Here is a 19,411-nt window from a genome sequence, read left to right on the forward strand (position 1 = left end):
GCCTTTCCTGATCACTGGAGGATTAAGGCACGACTAGTCAATTCGTCTAACAGTAAGGAAAATGCCGGAATTTCTGTTGCATTGCACATAAAATTTGGTGAAAATTTCCAGCAAATATATGGCAGCAAATGTATCGTTGTCGTGTGCGCCAAAAAAGCAGTTGCTTTCTATAACGCAGACGCTAGGTGTAAAGACATTGGGGTAACGGGAACCGGATAAAAAAACCGGATAAAAAACTTCCCAATAAAATGAGGGGTATCGTTGCGATGGAGTACTTCATCCAGCAATCGATCAATGGGTTGACGCTTGGTTCAATCTACGGACTGATCGCAATTGGTTACACGATGGTCTACGGGATCATCGGTATGATCAACTTCGCTCACGGCGATGTTTTCATGCTCGGCGCTTTCATGGCGATGATAGTTTTTCTTGCGTTGACGACTTTCATCGGTGGAGTACCGGTCGTTCTGGCGCTGCTCCTGATGATGATCGTGGCCATGCTGTTGACGGGATTGTGGAGCTGGACAATCGAACGCTTGGCCTACCGGCCTTTACGTGGATCCTTTCGTCTCGCACCGTTGATCACGGCGATCGGCATGTCGATCGCGTTGTCGAATTTCGTGCAGGTCACGCAGGGTCCACGCAACAAGCCGATCCCGCCGCTCGTCAATGGCGGTATCACGATTTACGGTACGAACATTACGATCGCTTACAAGCAGATGGTTATCATTATCATCACGGCGATCCTGCTTGCCGCGTTCTGGTATCTTGTCAACAGGACTACGCTTGGAAGAGCGCAGCGCTCCTGTGAACAAGACCGCAAGATGGCGGCGCTGCTCGGTATCGACGTAGACAAGACCATTTCCATGACCTTCGTCATGGGCGCCATGCTCGCTGCAGTCGCCGGCACGCTCTATCTCATGTTCTACGGCGTTATCTCCTTCACCGATGGTTTTACCCCTGGCGTAAAAGCCTTCACCGCCGCCGTGCTAGGTGGTATCGGCTCGCTCCCTGGAGCGGTGGTCGGTGGTTTACTGATCGGCCTGATCGAGGCCCTTTGGTCCGCCTATTTCTCCATCGACTACAAGGACGTTGCGGCATTCTCGATCCTGGCAATCGTTCTGATCTTCCTGCCTTCCGGTATTCTAGGTCGGCCCGAAGTCGAAAAGGTTTAAGCGCATGGCCGACATCCAAAAAGTAGAACCGGATTCCGTCTTCGCGAAAGCTGTGAAGGAAGGGCTTCTCGCTGGCGCGCTGGCTTTCGGGCTGTTTTTCCTCATCGTCGGTTTCCGCACCGACCAGAACATCCGTAATGAGCTTGTTCTCAATCAGCGTTGGGGCTTGCTGGCGATCTTCGTGCTCGTCGCAGGGATCGGACGGTTTTTGCTCACCGCCTATATCACGCCTTGGAGCGAAGCACGTAGCAAGAACAAGCGCGCTGCAGTCGAGAAAGAACAATCGGCTTTTCGCAAGAGCTTCCCCAAAATCGGGTTGGGCCTGCTACTCATCTATCCCTTTCTCGTTATTTTGATCCTCGCTGCCTACAACGGCTCGATCATGGGTGGCCTGCAGGGCTCGCTCAAATATGTCGACAATTTCGGCATTCAGATTCTCATCTACGTAATGCTCGCCTGGGGTTTGAACATTGTGGTTGGTCTCGCTGGCTTGCTAGATCTCGGCTATGTCGCCTTCTACGCGGTTGGCGCCTATTCCTACGCCTTGCTCTCGACCCATTTCGGCTTTTCGTTCTGGCTGTTGTTGCCGATGGCAGGCATTTTTGCTGCGACGTGGGGTGTTATTCTCGGGTTTCCTGTCTTGCGCCTGCGCGGTGATTACCTCGCCATCGTGACGTTGGCATTCGGTGAAATCATCCGGCTGATTCTGATCAACTGGACCGTTGTCACCAAAGGCACTTTTGGTATTTCGGGCATTGCCAAGGCGACGCTCTTCGGTATCCCCTTCACCCCGGGACCCACAGGTTTCGCTGCATTGCTTGGCCTGCCGAATTCCGGCGTCTACTACAAGATTTTCCTCTACTACCTCATTCTGCTTCTGGCATTGTTGACCGCATGGGTCACCATCCGCCTGCGCCGTATGCCGATTGGCCGCGCCTGGGAAGCCTTGCGCGAGGATGAGATCGCCTGCCGTTCGCTTGGCATCAATACGACGACAACAAAGCTCACGGCCTTTGCCACAGGCGCCATGTTCGGTGGTTTTGCCGGATCATTCTTCGCAGCACGACAGGGTTTCGTCAGCCCCGAATCCTTCGTTTTTCTCGAATCGGCGATCATTCTTGCGATGGTGGTTCTGGGTGGCATGGGATCACTGGTCGGTATTGCCATCGCCGCTGCCGTCATGATTGGCGGCACGGAACTGCTACGTGAACTAGAATTCCTCAAGCGCATTTTTGGCAATGATTTCACGCCGGAGCTCTACCGCATGCTGCTGTTTGGACTTGCGATGATCGTGGTCATGGTCTGGAAGCCGCGAGGCTTTGTCGGCGGCCGAGAACCAAGCGCTTTCCTGCACAAACGCAAGGTGGTGTCAGGTGAGTTTACGAAAGAAGGGCACGGCTGATGGTTTCGGAAGTGCAAAAGAATCCCAGCGCAATCTTGCGCGTTGAACGCCTATCCATGAAATTCGGTGGCCTTATCGCCATCAACGATCTGAACTTCGAAGCAAAGCGCGGCGCAATAACCGCACTTATCGGCCCGAACGGTGCGGGAAAGACCACGGTCTTCAACTGCATCACCGGCTTCTACAAACCGACGGAAGGCATGCTGACGCTGACGCGCCAGAATGGCGAGGAATATCTTCTGGAACGGATGGCTGATTTCGTTATCACGAAGAAAGCGAAGGTCGCCCGCACATTCCAGAATATTCGCCTGTTCTCAGGGCTGACCGTTTTGGAAAACTTGCTGGTTGCCCAGCACAATCCGCTGATGCTGTCCTCCGGCTTTACCATTCTCGGCTTGCTCGGTTTTCCAACCTACAGGAAAGCTGCGGCTGATGCGATCGAGAAGGCCCGCTTCTGGCTGGAAAAGATCAATCTGGTGGACCGCGCCGATGATCCGGCGGGTGATTTGCCGTATGGAGCGCAACGCCGCCTCGAAATTGCACGCGCCATGTGTACGGAGCCCGAACTGCTCTGTCTCGACGAGCCTGCCGCGGGTCTCAATGCGCGAGAGTCGGCAGAACTCAACAGGCTGCTGCTCGATATCCGGGCTGAAACCGGCACCTCGATCCTGCTCATCGAACACGATATGGCGGTGGTGATGGAAATCTCCGATCATGTCGTCGTTCTCGAATATGGTACAAAGATTTCGGATGGAACACCGGAAACAGTGAAGAACGATCCGAAGGTCATTGCCGCCTATCTCGGTGTCGAGGATGAGGAAGTGGTCGAACTGATCGAACAGGCCGAAGCTGCCGGCGTCGATGATATTACCGCTGCTGTGGATCTGCTTTCGACCGAGGCTATCCATGAGATTGAGGAAACCCATCCGGATATGCCACCGGCTCAGCTCGTTTCCGCGGCGCCCGCCGCCAAACGAGCCAAAACAGCAGTTGTGAAAAAGACACCCGCAAAGGCTGCATCAGGCAAGGCTCCTGCCAGAACAGCGCCGGGGAGAGCGGCAAAGCCTGCTGAAACCAAATCTGCGGTTAAGCCATTTGGGACAATCAAAACAGGCGCAACGGCGAACGCTCTTGCCGAGCCGCGCGGCGGCAAGGCGGACAGGCTCATCGTCATCAAGGGCATAGGTCCGGTCAACGAGCGCAAGCTCAACGAGCACGGCATCTTCCACTTCGACCAGATCGCTGCCTGGAAGAAAGCCGATATCATCGCGGCTGAGGCTTATCTCGCTTTTGACGGACGCATCGCGCGTGAAGACTGGATTGGACAAGCCAAGAAGCTGGCAAAGGAAAGCCAGGCAAAACCGGCGCCAAAGAAGACCGGAGGCGCTAGATAATGTCGGAAAAGCAAGCCCTACTCAGCGTCGAGAGTGTTGAAACCTACTACGGCAATATTCGTGCCTTGAGCGGCGTTACAGTTCATGCGGATCCGGGTGAGATCGTTGCGCTAATTGGCGCCAACGGAGCCGGAAAATCGACTTTGATGATGACGATTTTTGGGATGCCGCGTGCGCGTGCTGGCCGCATCATTTTCGATGGGAGGGACATTACGCAATTGCCGACGCATGAAATCGCGCGGTTGCGGATTGCCCAATCACCGGAGGGCCGCCGCATTTTCCCACGCATGACAGTGCAGGAAAACCTGCAGATGGGCGCCAGCCTCGACGACCTGAAATTCTTCGATGAAGATTCACGCATGGTGTTCGATCTATTCCCACGGTTGAAGGAGCGTATCAACCAGCGCGGTGGCACACTTTCAGGTGGTGAGCAGCAGATGCTGGCGATTGGCCGTGCCCTGATGGCGCGTCCACGCCTGCTGTTGCTCGATGAACCTTCATTGGGTCTTGCACCATTGATCATCAAGCACATTTTCGAGGCGATCAAGGAACTGAACAAGAATACGGGATTGACGGTTTTTCTGGTGGAGCAGAACGCGTTCGGCGCCTTGAAACTCGCCGACCGTGGTTATGTGATGGTCAACGGAATCGTGACGATGAGCGGGTCAAGTGCGGACCTTCTGGCCAATCCGGAAGTGCGCGCAGCCTATCTTGAAGGTGGTCGTCACTAACGAGAATAGGGACTTTCTGTCACCCGGAAAAGCCCAAGGAGAACATTGCCATGCAAGGCATTTTGTACGAAGAACCTTCGATCTGGCTGTTCATACTGGTCACCTGCCTTATGGGCGGTTGGGCTGCATGGATGGCGGGGCGCGCATGCGCCAAGACGTGGCGCCCCATAGCGGTCGTGGTATTCTACATGCTGTTGCTCGGCGTTGCCGTCCGCTTCATCCATTTCGCGCTGTTCGGTGGAACGATGCTGACGCTTCACTACTATATCGTAGACACGATTGTGCTGATCATCATCGGTACCCTCGGCTATCGTTACACCCGCACCAATCAGATGGTTCGGCAATATCACTGGCTCTACGAAAAAACCTCTCCATTTGCCTGGAAAGAGAGAACGAGAGCTTAACCTATCTCGCTGATGCGAAATGAATCAGCGTGACAACCGCCGGGAAATCGGCAAATGTAGTCTTCAAGCGATGAAAAAAGTCATCGCGAGGGGTTTGGTAAGTACCTAGAAAATGGGAGTTTTCAAATGAAGAAGTCACTGTTATCGGGCGTTGCGCTTGCTGCAATGCTCGCCTTGAGCGGCAATGCCTATGCCGATCTTCTGATCGGCGTCGGCGGTCCGTTGACCGGTCCAAATGCCGCTTTCGGTGCTCAGCTGCAGAAGGGTGCTGAAGCCGCAATCGCTGAGATCAATGCAGCCGGTGGAATCAATGGCGAGCAGGTCAAGCTGACGCTCGGCGATGACGTTTCCGACCCGAAGCAGGGTATTTCCGTTGCCAACAAGTTTGTTGCTGACGGCGTGAAGTTTGTTATCGGCCACTTCAACTCGGGCGTGTCGATCCCGGCATCTGAAGTTTATGCCGAAAATGGCATCCTCGAAATCACACCTGCGGCAACCAACCCGGTCTTTACCGAACGTAAGCTCTGGAACACCTTCCGTACTTGCGGCCGCGATGACCAGCAGGGCATCGTTGCCGGCGATTATATCGCGGAGAAGTTCAAGGACGCCAAGGTTGCTGTCGTTCATGACAAGACACCATATGGCCAGGGCCTTGCTGACGAGACAAAGAAAGAGCTGAATGCTAAGGGTCTCAAGGAAGTTATGTACGAAGGCGTTAACGTCGGCGACAAGGACTTCTCCGCACTGATCGCCAAGGCAAAGGAAGCCGGTGTTACGGTTCTCTATTGGGGTGGTCTGCACACCGAAGCCGGTCTGATTATCCGTCAGCTTGCCGACCAGGGCCTGAAGGTCACGTTCATCTCCGGCGACGGTATCGTTTCGAACGAACTTGCTTCGATCGCAGGCGATGCGGTTGCAGGTACGCTGAACACGTTCGGCCCAGATCCGAGCAAGAACCCTGCCAACAAGGAACTCGTCGAGAAGTTCCGTGCACAGGGCTTTGAGCCGGAAGCCTATACGCTCTATGCCTATGCAGCAGCACAGGTCATCGCCGATGCAGCAAAGGCTGCTGGATCGAACGATCCTGAAACTGTTGCCAAGACGATGAAGGAAAAGGGTCCGTTCAAGACCGTTCTTGGCGATATTGCCTTCGACGAAAAGGGCGATCCGAAGCTTCCAGGCTACGTTATGTACGAATGGAAAAAGGGCGAAGACGGCAAGTACAGCTATTTCCAGCAGTAAGCTGTCCGTCTGAAATATTGCACGAATGCCCGGCCTAGCGCCGGGCATTTTGCTATTGGACATTTCAGAGTCTTGTGTTCAATATGCGTTGTTTGCACTGCAGCAATCTGTAACCAGTGATGCAGCCAATCCATTTTAAAGCGCTTTCGCTGTCTGGAGTCTCCGCCTTGCCTATCAAGAAAATCCTTGTCGCCAACCGATCAGAAATCGCCATCCGCGTGTTCCGGGCCGCCAACGAACTTGGCATGAAAACCGTGGCGATTTGGGCGGAAGAAGACAAGCTGGCGCTACACCGCTTCAAGGCTGATGAATCCTATCAAGTCGGGCGGGGTCCGCATCTCGCCAAGGATATGGGGCCGATCGAAAGCTATCTCTCGATCGAGGAAATCATTCGGGTTGCCAAACTGTCCGGCGCGGACGCTATTCATCCGGGCTACGGTCTGCTGTCAGAGAGCCCGGAATTTGCCGAGGCCTGCGGAGATGCTGGCATCATCTTTATCGGCCCCAAGCCGGAGACCATGCGTCGTCTCGGCAACAAGGTCGCGGCGCGTAATCTGGCGATTGAAATCGGCGTTCCGGTTGTTCCCGCCACCGGGCCGCTGCCCGACGATATGGAAGCCGTGAAAGCGATGGCCGAACAGATCGGTTATCCCGTCATGCTCAAGGCTTCATGGGGCGGCGGCGGTCGCGGTATGCGCGCGATCTTCTCACCGGATGATATCGCCCGCGAAGTCACTGAAGGCAAGCGCGAAGCCAAGGCCGCATTCGGCAAGGACGAGGTCTATCTCGAAAAGCTCGTGCAACGTGCTCGTCATGTCGAGGTGCAGATCCTCGGTGATACGCATGGCAATGCGGTGCATCTGTTCGAGCGAGACTGCTCGATCCAGCGCCGCAACCAGAAAGTGGTCGAGCGTGCACCAGCGCCCTATCTCAATGAAGCCCAGCGCAAAGAGATATCGGACTATGGTCTGAAGATCGCCAAGGAGACCAGTTATATTGGCGCAGGAACGATCGAGTTCCTGATGGATGCCGATACGAACGAGTTCTACTTCATCGAGGTTAATCCGCGCATCCAGGTCGAGCATACGGTTACTGAAGAAGTGACCGGTATCGACATCGTCAAGGCGCAGATACGCATTCTCGAGGGTGCGACGATCGGCACACCGGAGTCCGGGGTACCAGCACAGAAAGAAATCAAGCTCAACGGCCATGCCTTGCAGTGCCGTATCACGACCGAAGATCCGGAGCAGAATTTCATCCCTGATTATGGTCGCATCACCGCCTATCGTGGCGCCACCGGCTTCGGCATACGGCTGGACGGGGGTACGGCCTATTCTGGCGCGGTCATCACGCGCTTTTACGATCCGCTGCTCGAAAAGATTACCGCATGGTCGCCGACAGCCGAAGAGACGATACACAGGATGCACCGCGCCTTGCGTGAATTCCGTATCCGGGGTGTTGCAACCAATCTGACCTTCCTTGAAGCGATCATTACGCATCCGAAGTTTATCGACAATTCCTATACGACCAAGTTTATCGACACGACGCCGGAACTGTTCGAACAGGTGAAGCGGCAGGACCGTGCCACCAAGCTTCTGACCTATCTCGCCGACGTGACGGTCAACGGCCACCCGGAAACCAAGGGCCGTGCCACACCACCCAAGGAAGCGGCGCTTCCGCGAGTGCCATTTATTGAAACGCCCATTCCGGGCGGCACCAAACAGCTTTTCGATGAACTCGGGCCGACGAAGTTTGCCGAGTGGATGCGCAATGAGAAACGTGCGTTGTTCACCGACACAACGATGCGCGACGGTCACCAATCGCTGCTCGCTACCCGAATGCGAACCTTTGATATCGCCCGTGTCGCCGGCACCTACGCCCGCGCTTTGCCGCAGCTTTTTTCGCTGGAGTGTTGGGGCGGTGCGACGTTCGATGTGGCGATGCGGTTCCTGACGGAAGATCCGTGGGAGCGTCTTGCAGAAATCCGCGAGCAGGTACCAAATATCCTGCTGCAGATGCTGCTGCGCGGTGCCAACGGGGTTGGCTACAAGAGCTATCCTGACAATGTGGTCAAATATTTCGTGCAACAGGCGGCACGAGGCGGCATCGATGTTTTCCGCGTGTTCGATAGTCTCAATTGGGTCGAGAACATGCGCGTCACCATGGATGCGGTTGTCGAGGAGAACAAGCTCTGCGAAGCCGCGATTTGCTATACGGGCGATATCCTGAATTCCGCGCGGCCAAAGTACGATCTGAAATATTACGTCGATCTTGCACAGGAAGTAGAAAAGGCAGGCGCCCATATCATCGCCCTCAAGGACATGGCAGGCCTTTTGAAGCCAAACGCCGCAAAGGTGATGTTCAAGGCGTTGCGGGAAGCAACCGACCTGCCGTTGCATTTCCATACGCACGATACGTCAGGCGTTTCCGCAGCAACGGTGCTTGCCGCGGTGGATGCGGGCGTCGACGTGGTTGACGCTGCGATGGATGCTCTCTCCGGCAATACCTCGCAACCTTGTCTCGGTTCGATCGTCGAGGCGTTGAAAGGTACGGAACGCGATCCGGGTCTCGATCCGGAGTGGATTCGTCGCATTTCCTTCTACTGGGAGGCGGTGCGCACGCAATATGCTGCTTTCGAGAGTGACCTAAAGGGGCCGGCCTCCGAAGTATACCTCCACGAAATGCCCGGCGGTCAGTTCACCAATCTGAAGGAACAGGCACGCTCGCTCGGGCTTGAGACGCGTTGGCACGAGGTCGCGCAGACTTATGCGGACGTGAACCAGATGTTCGGTGATATCGTCAAAGTAACGCCGTCCTCCAAGGTTGTCGGAGATATGGCTCTGATGATGGTAAGCCAGGATTTGTCCGTCGCTGACGTGAAGAACCCCGATAAGGATATCGCTTTTCCGGATTCGGTTGTCTCGATGATGCGCGGCGATCTCGGACAGCCGCCGAAGGGGTGGCCCAAGGATATTCAGAAGAAAATCCTGAAAGGCGAGAAGCCGTTTACTCAACGGCCCGGCGCACTTTTGAAGCCTGCTGATCTTGATGCCGAGCGCAAAGAGGTCGAGGCAAAACTGGAACGGAAGATCAGCGATCAGGATTTCGCTTCTTATCTCATGTATCCGAAAGTGTTCACGGATTTTGCCGTGACACACAACACATACGGACCGACGAGCGTACTGCCGACCCATGTTTATTTCTATGGTTTGGCGCAGGAGGAAGAGGTGTTTCTCGATATCGAGCGCGGCAAAACCCTCGTCGTGCGGAATCAGGCTGTGGGCGAGCCCGACGACAAAGGCATGTGCACAGTATTCTTTGAAATGAATGGTCAACCACGCCGCGTAAAAGTGCCCGACCGCACTCGTGCCGGCAGCGGCGCAGGCGTCCGGCGCAAGGCCGAACTTGGCAATGACAAGCATGTCGGTGCGCCGATGCCGGGTATCATCTCAACCGTTGGCATCACGACAGGGCAGAAGGTCAATGCCGGAGATGTGTTGCTCTCGATCGAGGCGATGAAGATGGAAACCGCGTTGCGCGCGGAACGAGATGGCACGATTGGGGAAGTGCTTGTCCGTGCCGGTGACCAGATCGACGCGAAGGATCTGCTGGTCGTCTACGAGTGATATCCGTAATGCGTGGCTCGATGCTCGTCCAATCACGCATAAAATTGGAGGACGCGCTCAATTATTTTCATAATCCATCAAAAAGAGTGAATTGACTTAGCGTTCAATCGATTTAATCGTGCGCCTGCTCCCGAATTTCCAGCCGGTGACGAATCAATGGATGCCTCTGTCTATCTCAAGCGGGCCGTTTACGGTCGATGGGCTGTCGCCTGCGCGTTCTTCTTCAATGGCTTCCTGGTTGGCAGCTGGGCGCCGCAAATTCCCGTGTTCATGGCGCGTCTCGGGATCAGCGAATTCATGCTCGGTCTGCTTATCCTGGTTTTCGGCGTAGGCGCGCTTGCTGCCATGCCGTGGTGCGGTTATCTCATCAGCCGTTTTGGATCGCGGGCGGTGGTCAAGGGCTTCGCGGTTTTTTGCTCATTTTCGCTGCTGCTCGTCGCTCTCGCCCCGAATGTCCTGACTGCTGCGCCAGCGCTGTTTCTGTTCGGTGCAGTGATTGGCGGCATGGATGTCGCGATGAACGCCAATGCGGTAGAGGTAGAGAAAAAACTTTCCCGCGCGGTTATGTCGTCATCGCATGGATTTTGGAGCCTCGGTGGGTTCGCAGGCGGTGCTCTCGGAGGTCTGTTGATCGAAGCTCATGGCCACTTGGCCCATGCGGTTGTTGTTACCCTTATCGCCATTGTGCTTGGGCTCGCAACTTTCCGCTACATGATTACCGAAGACGCACCGGCAGCGCACGAGAAACATAAACTTGAGTTCCCGACCAATCCGCTGATCTATCTCATCGGTTTGATGGCACTGTTTTCCATGGTGCCGGAAGGTTCGGTTCTTGACTGGGCGGCGCTCTACCTTCAGCAGGAACGTGGCGCCGATATCGCAATGGCGGGATTCGCTTTCGCTGCCTTTTCCGGCACCATGTCGATTATGCGCTTTCTCGGCGACGGTGTGCGAAACCGCTTCGGCGCAGTGAAAACGCTACGCTATTCTGCGCTCATTGGCGCAACGGGAATGCTGGTGGCCAGTCTTGCTCCGACGTCCTGGATTGCGATTCTTGCTTTTGCATTCTCCGGCTTGGGAATTGCGAATATGGTGCCCATTGCCTTTTCCGCGGCGGGAAATCAGGAGGGCACGTCCTCAGGTGTGGCGCTCAGCATGGTCACGTTGATGGGTTATTCGGGCATTCTCGTCGCGCCGTCGGCCATCGGATTTGTCAGTGGCAGAACCGGTTTTGGCCCGGTCTATATGGTGCTCGCCGGACTGCTGATCGTTGTATTCCTGATGGCCAATCTCGCTGCGAACGCTGACAGGAAACAAGCCTCGTAGATCTATGCCCGGCGCGCTGCGACAGCGGGCTTCTTGCGCTGCATGAGGAAATCAGTCACGCGTCTGCCAGGCTTCTTCGACTTGAGACCGGCACTCATTTCCGGCGCCAACTCGCCCGACAGGTCAAGCGTGGCATGTTCTCCGACAGCATCGAAATGTTCCTCCAGCCAGTCCTCAGCGGCGGCGCGGCCAAGGTCACGCAGATATTCGAGGAAGGCCCATTCGGCATTGATCTTGGACGATGCCGAGAGACCGGCAAGCGCTTCATCCGCGTCGATGCGATGCATGCGGATGTTGCGGTACTCGCCGTGCTCAAGCCTACCCGTCTCGATCAGGGAATTGATGAATGCAATGGAACGGAACTCACGCAGGAGGGCGGCATTGAAAGTGATTTCGTCGATACGATCAGTGATTTCACGGGCCGTCTTTGGTGTGCCCCGCCGCTCGATGGGGTTGATCTGGACCAGCAGGACATCTTCGCTCTCACTTGAATAGAAGAACGGGAATAGTGCCGGGTTGCCGCCATAGCCGCCATCCCAATAGGGCTCGCCATCAATCTCCACTGCCTGAAAAATATAGGGGAGGCAGGCGGAGGCCATGACGACATCAGCATTGAGTTCGGATTGCGAAAACACCCGCAACCGCCCTGTCTCGACATTGGTCGCGGAGAGGAAGAGCTTGAACTGCGAACAGGCTCTCACCCGTTTGAAATCGATTTCCTTTTCAACCACGTCCCGCAAGGGGTTGAGATTGAACGGATTGAATTCATAGGGAGAAAACAGCCGGGAAAACTGTTCAAAGAGATTGTAGCCAAGGCCATTCTCGACCGACCAGTTGCCAAAGAACCTGTCCCACGGCGTGCGTTGGACCGGACTGAATTGTCCTGTCCGTCCGACGGCGCGCCAGAATTCATGAAGTTTGGCACGAGCGCCCTCCGCGCCATTGTGCGACCAGCCATCCGCGAGGGCTACCGCATTCATCGCACCCGCGCTGGTGCCAGATATGCCCTCGATCGTCAGCCTGCCATCTTCGAGGATGCGATCGAGAACGCCCCACGTGAAAGCACCGTGTGAACCGCCGCCTTGCAGGGCGATGTTGATCGTCTTTGGCTTCGCGCTCATTATTCTGCCGTCCAGCCGCCGTCGACGGATATGGACGTTCCTGTGATCTGCGCGGCAGCGTCGCTGGCAAGAAACACAACTGTTGCGCCGATCTGATCGACTGTAGCGAATTCCTTCGTGGCCTGCTTGTCGAGCATGACTTCGCGAATGACCGTTTCGCGATCCATGTTGTGTGCCTTCATCTGATCCGGGATCTGGGCTTCGACGAGAGGCGTCAGCACGTAACCGGGGCAGATGGCATTGCTGGTGATGTGTTTCTCGGCAACCTCCAGTGCGACGGTCTTGGTCAGACCGAGAACACCATGCTTGGCGGCAACATAGGCGGATTTGAACGGCGAAGCCCTCAGGCCATGCGCCGAAGCGATATTGATAATGCGGCCCCAGCCGGCCTTCTTCATATAGGGAAGAGCAGCAGCTGTCGTATGGAAAGCCGATGTCAGGTTGATCGCGATGATCGCATCCCACTTTTCGGGGGGGAACTCGTCAACAGGAGCGACAAATTGAATGCCGGCATTGTTGACCAGCACGTCGACACTGCCGAACGCTGCAGCCGTCTTGTCGATCAAGGCCCTGCACTCAGCACCATTCGACATATCGGCTTTGATATAGGCGACCCCGACCCCATGCTTGTCGGCAATCTCCTGGGCAAGTGCATGATCTTCCGGCCGGTCAGTAAATGAATTGATCACGATATTGTAACCGGCTGCTGCGAGGGCATGCGCCGTTCCGAGCCCGATACCGGAACTGGAACCTGTAACGACTGCAGTCTTCTTGGCCATGGCATAAATTTCCTTTGGTTCAATCAACCGGGTGTGCTGGCAGCTCCCGGAATATATTGCATTGCAGCAAAATTACTAGGCTTGGAGCATGAACACTTTGTCATGCAGTGTCTGCGATACGGGAGTAGCATCCATGAAAGTCGCATGTTGACAAACAGCGATTGCTGCGCCACCTGAACAGCATATGTGGAGCTTGACAATGTCAGACTATTATTCGCAGCCTTTCGCCCGGCGACGCTCAGTTGGTGTGGATGTGGGTGGAGTCATGGTGGGCGGAGGCGCGCCGATTGTCGTTCAGTCGATGACCAACACCGATACCGCCGATGTGGACGGAACTGTGGCGCAAGTGGCGGCGCTCTCCCGTGCTGGCTCGCAGATCGTGCGTATTACCGTCGACCGCGATGAATCCGCCGCGGCCGTGCCGAAAATTCGCGAGCGACTCGACCGTGTGGGTCTTACCGTGCCATTGGTCGGCGACTTTCACTATATCGGCCACAAGCTTCTTGCCGATCATCCGGCCTGCGCCGAAGCCTTGGCCAAATACCGCATCAATCCAGGAAACGTTGGCTTCAAGGACAAAAAAGACGCGCAGTTCGGTGCGATCATTGAAATGGCGATCCGCTATGGCAAGCCGGTGCGCATCGGCGTCAACTGGGGCTCGCTTGATCAGGAACTGCTGACCGCCCTAATGGACCAGAACCATGCGGCGGGTGCACCGCTGACCGCCGAAGCCGTTACGCGAGAAGCGATTGTCCAATCGGCCCTCATTTCATCGCAACTGGCCGAAGAGATCGGCCTGCCGCGCTCGAAGATCATACTTTCTGCAAAGGTAAGCCAGGTTCAGGATCTGATCGCTGTTTATGCCGAACTTGCACGTCGCTGCGACCACGCATTGCATCTCGGGCTGACCGAAGCGGGCATGGGCACCAAGGGCATCGTCGCTTCCTCGGCTGCAATGGGTATCCTTTTGCAGCAGGGGATAGGGGACACGATCCGAATTTCGCTGACGCCAGAACCGGGTGGGGATCGCACACGTGAAGTGCAGGTGGCGCAGGAGCTCCTGCAGACGATGGGCTTCCGCCAGTTTATTCCAATCGTTGCGGCATGCCCGGGCTGTGGGCGCACGACATCGACAGTGTTCCAGGAGCTGGCTCAATCGATCCAGAGTGATATCCGCACTAACATGCCGGTCTGGCGGGAAAAATATCCCGGCGTCGAAGCGCTGAACGTCGCCGTCATGGGCTGCATCGTCAACGGACCGGGCGAGTCCAAGATGGCCGATATCGGCATTTCGCTGCCGGGAACGGGCGAAACGCCCTCCGCGCCTGTTTTTGTCGATGGCAAGAAAGTTGCGACCTTGCGCGGTGCCGGTATCGCCCAAGATTTCCAGAAAATGGTGGCGGAGTACATCGAAAACCGCTTCGGCCAAGGTGCGGATTCGCACGCAGCAGAATAATGACTAGCTCTGTCTTTCGGCGATAAAGTGCGCCGCATCCTTGAGTAAGGCTGCCTTCTCACCAAATGGCGCAAGAAGCTCTTCTGCCTGCGCGACCAGACCGGCCAGCTGTCGCTTGGTCCACTCGACGCCATGCATCGAGACAAGTGTGGCCTTGCCCGCCGCAGCATCCTTGCCTGTTGCTTTCCCCATGTGTCCCGCATCGGCAGTCACATCAAGCAGGTCATCGGCAAGCTGAAAGGCGAGGCCGATGGCGGAGCCATATTCCGCCAGTCGTTCGCGATCCTTCGGGTCTGCATGGCCGATGATGGCGCCCGCCTCGCAGGCAAAGCGGATTAACGCTCCGGTCTTCATTGCCTGCAGACGGATGATGCCTTGCTCGTCGGGTTTGACTTTCTCTGCTTCGAGATCGAGCGCCTGGCCGCCAACCATGCCGCCTATGCCTGCGGAGCGGGCCAGCGTTGAGATGAGCGTTACCCTCGCGTGCGCATCAAGCTCGGTTTCCTCGCAAGCGATCAATTCGAATGCATAGGTCAGGAGACTATCCCCGGCCAGAATGGCGGCAGCTTCATCGAATTTACGATGCACCGTCGGTTGGCCGCGGCGCAGATCATCATTGTCCATGGCGGGCAAATCGTCGTGGACGAGAGAGTAACTGTGAATGCATTCGAGCGCCGCAGCAACACGCAAAGCGGCAAGGTTATCCGCGCCAAACAGAGCGGCACTTTCCATCACCAGAAATGGGCGCAAGCGTTTCCCGCCATTCAGCACGCCATGGCGGATAGCAGCCATCAATCGGTCCGGGCGAGTGATCTCGCCGGATTGCGGCCGATCCGACAACAGATCGGCGAGCAACGCCTCGACCGAAGCTGCGCGCTGCTGCAGCGCGATCTGGAACAATGAGGAATCCTGATCTGTCATCATGCTCAGCCAATTGCCGACAAATGGTCTCCCGGTCAATGGTTGAGCAAAGCCTCTATTGTTTTTTTACAGCCGCCCTGTGTGTACCACGCAGAAAATCGCAGAAAGAATTCCCTTCTGCTACTCTTTGCTTTATGTCCGACAGGAATATTCAACTGGAAGGCATGTGTGGCAAGGGTTCTCGTCAGAAACAAGCGGGGCAGAGGTTATCTGGTCGATCCCGGACGTTCGCCCTTCGGCCGTGTCGTGCGCTATCTCATTCTGATCGGAATCATTCTGATCATGTTGCCGATCATCCTGCTCAGTCTCTACCGTCTGCCATTCATCCATCCAATTTCCACGTTGATGGTCAAGGATCTCGTGACATTCTCCGGTTACGATCGCCGCTGGGTGCCGCTCGATCAGATATCTCCATCTCTCGTCAATTCGGTGATGATGTCCGAAGATGCCAGATTCTGTTTCCACAACGGCGTGGACTGGGACGCACTCAATTCTGTTGTCTCGGATACGATCGATGGCGAGCAGACGCGCGGTGCTTCGACAATTCCAATGCAGACAGCCAAGAATCTTTTCCTCTGGACGAGCCGTTCTTTTATTCGCAAGGGGCTGGAAGTGCCTCTGGCGGTACTCACGGATCTTATCTTGCCTAAGCGCCGTCTGTTGGAGATTTATCTCAATATAGCTGAATGGGGGCCGGGCATATACGGCATCGAGGCTGCGGCGGAGCACCATTTCAAGGTAAGCGCCGCAAAGCTTCAGCCGCGTCAGGCTGCATATCTCGCGGTGACCTTGCCCAATCCCATCGTACGCAATCCGGCCAGACCCGGACGAGGTATGCAGACATTGGCTCGGGTCAACGAGCGTCGCGCACGTGGCGCTGGTGCCTATGTCGGCTGCGTCAACGGGCCCTGAATCGGCGGGACAAAGCTTTTGTGACAAAAAATATGTGACTCCTGCTGGTCAAAAGCTCTCAGGCCGTGTATAGCCCCACCGAACTTTCCGGAATTTTGTCCATTGTGACAGGCTCAATCGGGCCAGTGCCGGATTTTGACTGATTACTGGAGCTGGAACAATGGCTGTACCTAAACGAAAAACTTCTCCGTCGAAGCGCGGCATGCGCCGTTCCGCCGACGCGCTGAAGGCACCGACTTATGTCGAAGACAAGAATTCGGGCGAACTGCGCCGTCCTCATCATGTCGATCTCAAGACTGGCATGTATCGCGGCCGTCAGGTTTTGACGCCGAAGGAAGGCTAATCGCTTTTTTCGAGTTTGCGATTGAAAAGACCGGCCTTTGTGCCGGTCTTTTCATTTGGTTGGTTCCACTGGCAGTGCCTCAAGTCTCCGTGTGAGGAACTCACGCATAGCCGGGTCTTCGCATAGACCAATGGCGCGACCGTAGGCGACGCGGGCCTCGTCAATGCGTTGCAGGCGCGCGAGCAGATGGGCCGCAAGTGCCCAATAGGGTTGGTAGCTCTTTACCGATTCGGCGGGAATAGCCTCGAGTAGCGCCCAGCCAACAGCGGCGTCTCGTGCCTCGGCAACGGCCGCCGCCCGGCCAACGAGTGCGCCGATCGTTGGCGCATGGACAACCAGACCTTCGTACAGCAGTGCGATTGCCTCCCAATCAGTATGACCTGTTTTGATGCGCTGCGCATGCGCCGACTGAATCGCCGCCTCAAGCTGAAAGCTGCCGATGAGGCCTGAGTGCGCAGCGGCCTTCAATAACTGCTCTGCGCTATTGATCATCGGCCTCGACCATCGTGCTGTGTCCTGCTCCAAAAGAGGGACATATTCACCGGTAGCACTGCGCCGCGCTTTGTGTCGCGATTCACAGTACAGCATGAGCGCCAGAAGGCCCATTACTTCGGGTTGTCCTGGCATAAGCTGCAGAAGCATCCGGCATAGACCGATCGCTTCAAGCGCCAGCCCCTTGCGACGTGGATCGGCGCCTGCCACATCATCCCAACCACTGCCATAGGCGGCGTATATTGCCTCCAGTACGGCTTCAAGACGAGCAGGCAATTCCTTGGCTGTTGGTACCTCGAAACCGATGCCGGCATCACGGATCTTGCGTTTTGCCCGCGCGAGACGCTGACCCATGGCTGCAGGCTGAACGAGAAGGGCGGACCCTATACGCACAGCACCCAGTCCAAGCAAGGTCTGGAGCATGAGGGGCGTGCGGGCAGGTGCTTCGATCGCCGGATGGGCGCAGATGAAAAGCAGTTTCAACCGCTCATCCGGGAACGAAATATTGCTGTCAGCCATGGCGTGCGCCTCGTCGGCTATCATGAGCAGGGCTGGAACCGCTTCCGACCGCACACAGGCATGGCGTCTCGCGTCGGTCATCCGGTTGCGGGCGGCGGTCAACAGCCAAGCCTCGGGTTTGTCCGGTATGCCATTACGTGGCCAGTGTTCCAGGGCCGAAGCGAAAGCGTCGGCCAATGCGTCCTCGGCTGCAGAGACGTCGCGTGAGCGTGCCGCGAGAAAAGCAATCAACCGGCCGTAGGAGTCGCGCGCCGCAATTTCGATGGCACGGCGCGCGTCGAAGTCTTCCATTTCAGCTTGGCATTTGAATATTGGGCCTTACCTCGACCACGCCGCCTGCAACGGCAGCCGGGCAGCGAGCCGCCCAGCCAAGCGCCGTGTCAAGATCGGGCACGTTAATGATATAAAAGCCGCCCAATTGTTCCTTCGTGTCAGCATATGGTCCGTCCTGGACCAACCGCTGGCCATTGTGCAACTTCACCGTGGTCGAGGTATCGGGTGCCTGAAGCCCGGCGCCCGTGACCATTATGCCGGCTTCTCTGAGGACCTGGGTATAAGCCATCCACCCGGCGCGATAGTTTTCCTGCTTGTTGGGATCAGTGCGGGCCGCGTATGCGTCTGCTGTTTCGTAAGCCAAAATCGTGTAGTTCATGGCAGTTCCTTTCGGGTTTAAAGCGCGAAAGACATGCGCTCGATGCAATGACGGCTCATCAGATCGCATTTTGACATGAACCGCAGAAATTGTTTTTCGGGAGCTATTTTAGCTCTATCTCGATGAAAGCATATTCGCCATCATTGGCGTTGACGACATCATGCTCGACGCCCTCCGCGCGAAAATAGGGAACGCCCTTTTTCATTTCGGCGAAAGTATCCCCATCCTTCGTCACCAGCTTCACGCGACCGTCCATCAACGGAACCACGACATAATCATGTGCGTGGCGGTGCCAGCCGGTGTTCTCTCCAACCGCGAAACGATACTCCGTGACGAGGACCCGCTCATTGTCGATGAAGACTGTTGCTTTCGCCGATCCTGCCATTGCCATTCTCTCCTTAATGATGGTCAGCCTTGACCGCCGTCGGCGACAAAACCCGCCGCCTCAACGCCAGCGATAGCTGCTGTTTCGTCATTGTCTGACGTGTCACCGCTGATGCCGACCGCGCCAAGTATTTCGCCCTTGGCGTTCTTGACCAGCACACCTCCTGCAACCGGAATGACATGTCCTCCGGACGCTGCAACCAGACCTTCCATGAAATGTGGCCGGTCTTTCGCGAACTTCTCGACCGTGCGCGAACCGGCGCCGATGGTGAGCGCCCCGAATGCTTTGCCGAAGGCGATTTCAAACCGCAGCATGGACGAGCCATCCTGCTTCTGGAATGCCTTGAGGTGGCCACCTGCATCGAGCACTGCTACCGACAGGGGACGCATTGCGAGTTGGGTACCTTTGGCGAGAGCAGCCTTGATGATGCCATTGGCTTTGGAAAGTGTGATCTGGGCCATGATGGTTTGTTTCATACGTGTTATCGAATTGAATATGCGGCTGCCTGTTGTGACAGCCGGTGTCTATCAA

General features: G+C 56.1%; 18 protein-coding genes. 11 read left to right on the plus strand and 7 right to left on the minus strand.

Annotated features, from left to right (window positions below):
- Positions 1-266 precede the first annotated feature (266 nt).
- From ACSQ3H_RS05260 to ACSQ3H_RS05295, 8 genes are all read left to right on the plus strand, one after another.
- Complete coding sequence (locus tag ACSQ3H_RS05260; RefSeq protein WP_436116077.1) at positions 267-1,175, plus strand: branched-chain amino acid ABC transporter permease; 909 nt, start codon at positions 267-269, stop codon at positions 1,173-1,175.
- Positions 1,176-1,179: 4 nt separating this feature from the next.
- Positions 1,180-2,577: a high-affinity branched-chain amino acid ABC transporter permease LivM gene (gene livM / locus ACSQ3H_RS05265; RefSeq protein ID WP_436116078.1), complete on the plus strand. Its 1,398-nt coding sequence runs from the start codon at positions 1,180-1,182 to the stop codon at positions 2,575-2,577.
- The gene (locus ACSQ3H_RS05270) at positions 2,577-3,971 is read left to right on the plus strand and encodes an ATP-binding cassette domain-containing protein (protein ID WP_436116079.1); all 1,395 of its coding nucleotides are present in this window, start codon (positions 2,577-2,579) and stop codon (positions 3,969-3,971) included. The genes livM and ACSQ3H_RS05270 overlap by 1 nt, the downstream gene beginning before the upstream one ends.
- The gene (locus ACSQ3H_RS05275) at positions 3,971-4,702 is read left to right on the plus strand and encodes an ABC transporter ATP-binding protein (RefSeq protein ID WP_436116080.1); all 732 of its coding nucleotides are present in this window, start codon (positions 3,971-3,973) and stop codon (positions 4,700-4,702) included. Before ACSQ3H_RS05270 ends, ACSQ3H_RS05275 begins: the two co-directional genes overlap by 1 nt.
- A gap of 50 nt (positions 4,703-4,752) precedes the next feature.
- The gene (locus tag ACSQ3H_RS05280; protein WP_436116081.1) at positions 4,753-5,106 is read left to right on the plus strand and encodes a DUF6867 family protein; all 354 of its coding nucleotides are present in this window, start codon (positions 4,753-4,755) and stop codon (positions 5,104-5,106) included.
- 126 nt (positions 5,107-5,232) lie between these two features.
- Complete coding sequence (locus ACSQ3H_RS05285) at positions 5,233-6,348, plus strand: branched-chain amino acid ABC transporter substrate-binding protein (protein WP_436116082.1); 1,116 nt, start codon at positions 5,233-5,235, stop codon at positions 6,346-6,348.
- Between the two features lie 119 nt (positions 6,349-6,467).
- Positions 6,468-9,974 (plus strand): pyruvate carboxylase, encoded by a 3,507-nt coding sequence (pyc, locus tag ACSQ3H_RS05290; protein WP_436119356.1) that lies wholly within the window; start codon positions 6,468-6,470, stop codon positions 9,972-9,974.
- 156 nt (positions 9,975-10,130) lie between these two features.
- The gene (locus tag ACSQ3H_RS05295; protein WP_436116083.1) at positions 10,131-11,300 is read left to right on the plus strand and encodes an MFS transporter; all 1,170 of its coding nucleotides are present in this window, start codon (positions 10,131-10,133) and stop codon (positions 11,298-11,300) included.
- 2 nt (positions 11,301-11,302) lie between these two features.
- Here ACSQ3H_RS05295 and ACSQ3H_RS05300 read toward each other — a convergent pair whose 3' ends face one another.
- Positions 11,303-12,421 (minus strand): patatin-like phospholipase family protein, encoded by a 1,119-nt coding sequence (locus ACSQ3H_RS05300; RefSeq protein ID WP_436116084.1) that lies wholly within the window; start codon positions 12,419-12,421, stop codon positions 11,303-11,305.
- On the minus strand, positions 12,421-13,200 hold the full coding sequence (locus tag ACSQ3H_RS05305; RefSeq protein ID WP_436116085.1) for a 3-hydroxybutyrate dehydrogenase: 780 nt from the start codon (positions 13,198-13,200) through the stop codon (positions 12,421-12,423). Before ACSQ3H_RS05305 ends, ACSQ3H_RS05300 begins: the two co-directional genes overlap by 1 nt.
- Before the next feature lie 184 nt (positions 13,201-13,384).
- Between ACSQ3H_RS05305 and ispG the strand changes: the two genes are divergently transcribed.
- Positions 13,385-14,656 (plus strand): flavodoxin-dependent (E)-4-hydroxy-3-methylbut-2-enyl-diphosphate synthase, encoded by a 1,272-nt coding sequence (ispG, locus tag ACSQ3H_RS05310; protein ID WP_436116086.1) that lies wholly within the window; start codon positions 13,385-13,387, stop codon positions 14,654-14,656.
- 3 nt (positions 14,657-14,659) lie between these two features.
- Here ispG and ACSQ3H_RS05315 read toward each other — a convergent pair whose 3' ends face one another.
- On the minus strand, positions 14,660-15,577 hold the full coding sequence (locus ACSQ3H_RS05315) for a polyprenyl synthetase family protein (RefSeq protein WP_436119357.1): 918 nt from the start codon (positions 15,575-15,577) through the stop codon (positions 14,660-14,662).
- A 210-nt stretch (positions 15,578-15,787) separates the two neighbouring features.
- Between ACSQ3H_RS05315 and mtgA the strand changes: the two genes are divergently transcribed.
- Together mtgA and rpmF are read left to right on the plus strand one after the other, a co-directional pair.
- Positions 15,788-16,489, plus strand: a complete 702-nt coding sequence (gene mtgA / locus ACSQ3H_RS05320; RefSeq protein WP_436119358.1) for a monofunctional biosynthetic peptidoglycan transglycosylase — start codon at positions 15,788-15,790, stop codon at positions 16,487-16,489.
- 160 nt (positions 16,490-16,649) lie between these two features.
- Positions 16,650-16,832: a 50S ribosomal protein L32 gene (rpmF, locus tag ACSQ3H_RS05325; RefSeq protein ID WP_008121851.1), complete on the plus strand. Its 183-nt coding sequence runs from the start codon at positions 16,650-16,652 to the stop codon at positions 16,830-16,832.
- A 51-nt stretch (positions 16,833-16,883) separates the two neighbouring features.
- Here the strand turns inward: rpmF and ACSQ3H_RS05330 are convergent, their stop codons facing one another.
- The 4 genes from ACSQ3H_RS05330 to ACSQ3H_RS05345 all read right to left on the minus strand — a co-directional run bounded on the left by ACSQ3H_RS05330 (position 16,884) and on the right by ACSQ3H_RS05345 (position 19,341).
- Positions 16,884-18,134 (minus strand): RNA polymerase sigma factor, encoded by a 1,251-nt coding sequence (locus ACSQ3H_RS05330; protein ID WP_436116087.1) that lies wholly within the window; start codon positions 18,132-18,134, stop codon positions 16,884-16,886.
- Position 18,135: 1 nt separating this feature from the next.
- The gene (locus tag ACSQ3H_RS05335; protein ID WP_436116088.1) at positions 18,136-18,495 is read right to left on the minus strand and encodes a YciI family protein; all 360 of its coding nucleotides are present in this window, start codon (positions 18,493-18,495) and stop codon (positions 18,136-18,138) included.
- A 103-nt stretch (positions 18,496-18,598) separates the two neighbouring features.
- On the minus strand, positions 18,599-18,880 hold the full coding sequence (locus ACSQ3H_RS05340) for a cupin domain-containing protein (RefSeq protein WP_436116089.1): 282 nt from the start codon (positions 18,878-18,880) through the stop codon (positions 18,599-18,601).
- A 23-nt stretch (positions 18,881-18,903) separates the two neighbouring features.
- Positions 18,904-19,341 (minus strand): GlcG/HbpS family heme-binding protein, encoded by a 438-nt coding sequence (locus tag ACSQ3H_RS05345; protein WP_436116090.1) that lies wholly within the window; start codon positions 19,339-19,341, stop codon positions 18,904-18,906.
- Positions 19,342-19,411 lie beyond the last annotated feature (70 nt).

The organism is Phyllobacterium sp. LjRoot231 (genome assembly GCF_964253365.1).
Taxonomy (GTDB): Bacteria; Pseudomonadota; Alphaproteobacteria; order Rhizobiales; family Rhizobiaceae; genus Phyllobacterium.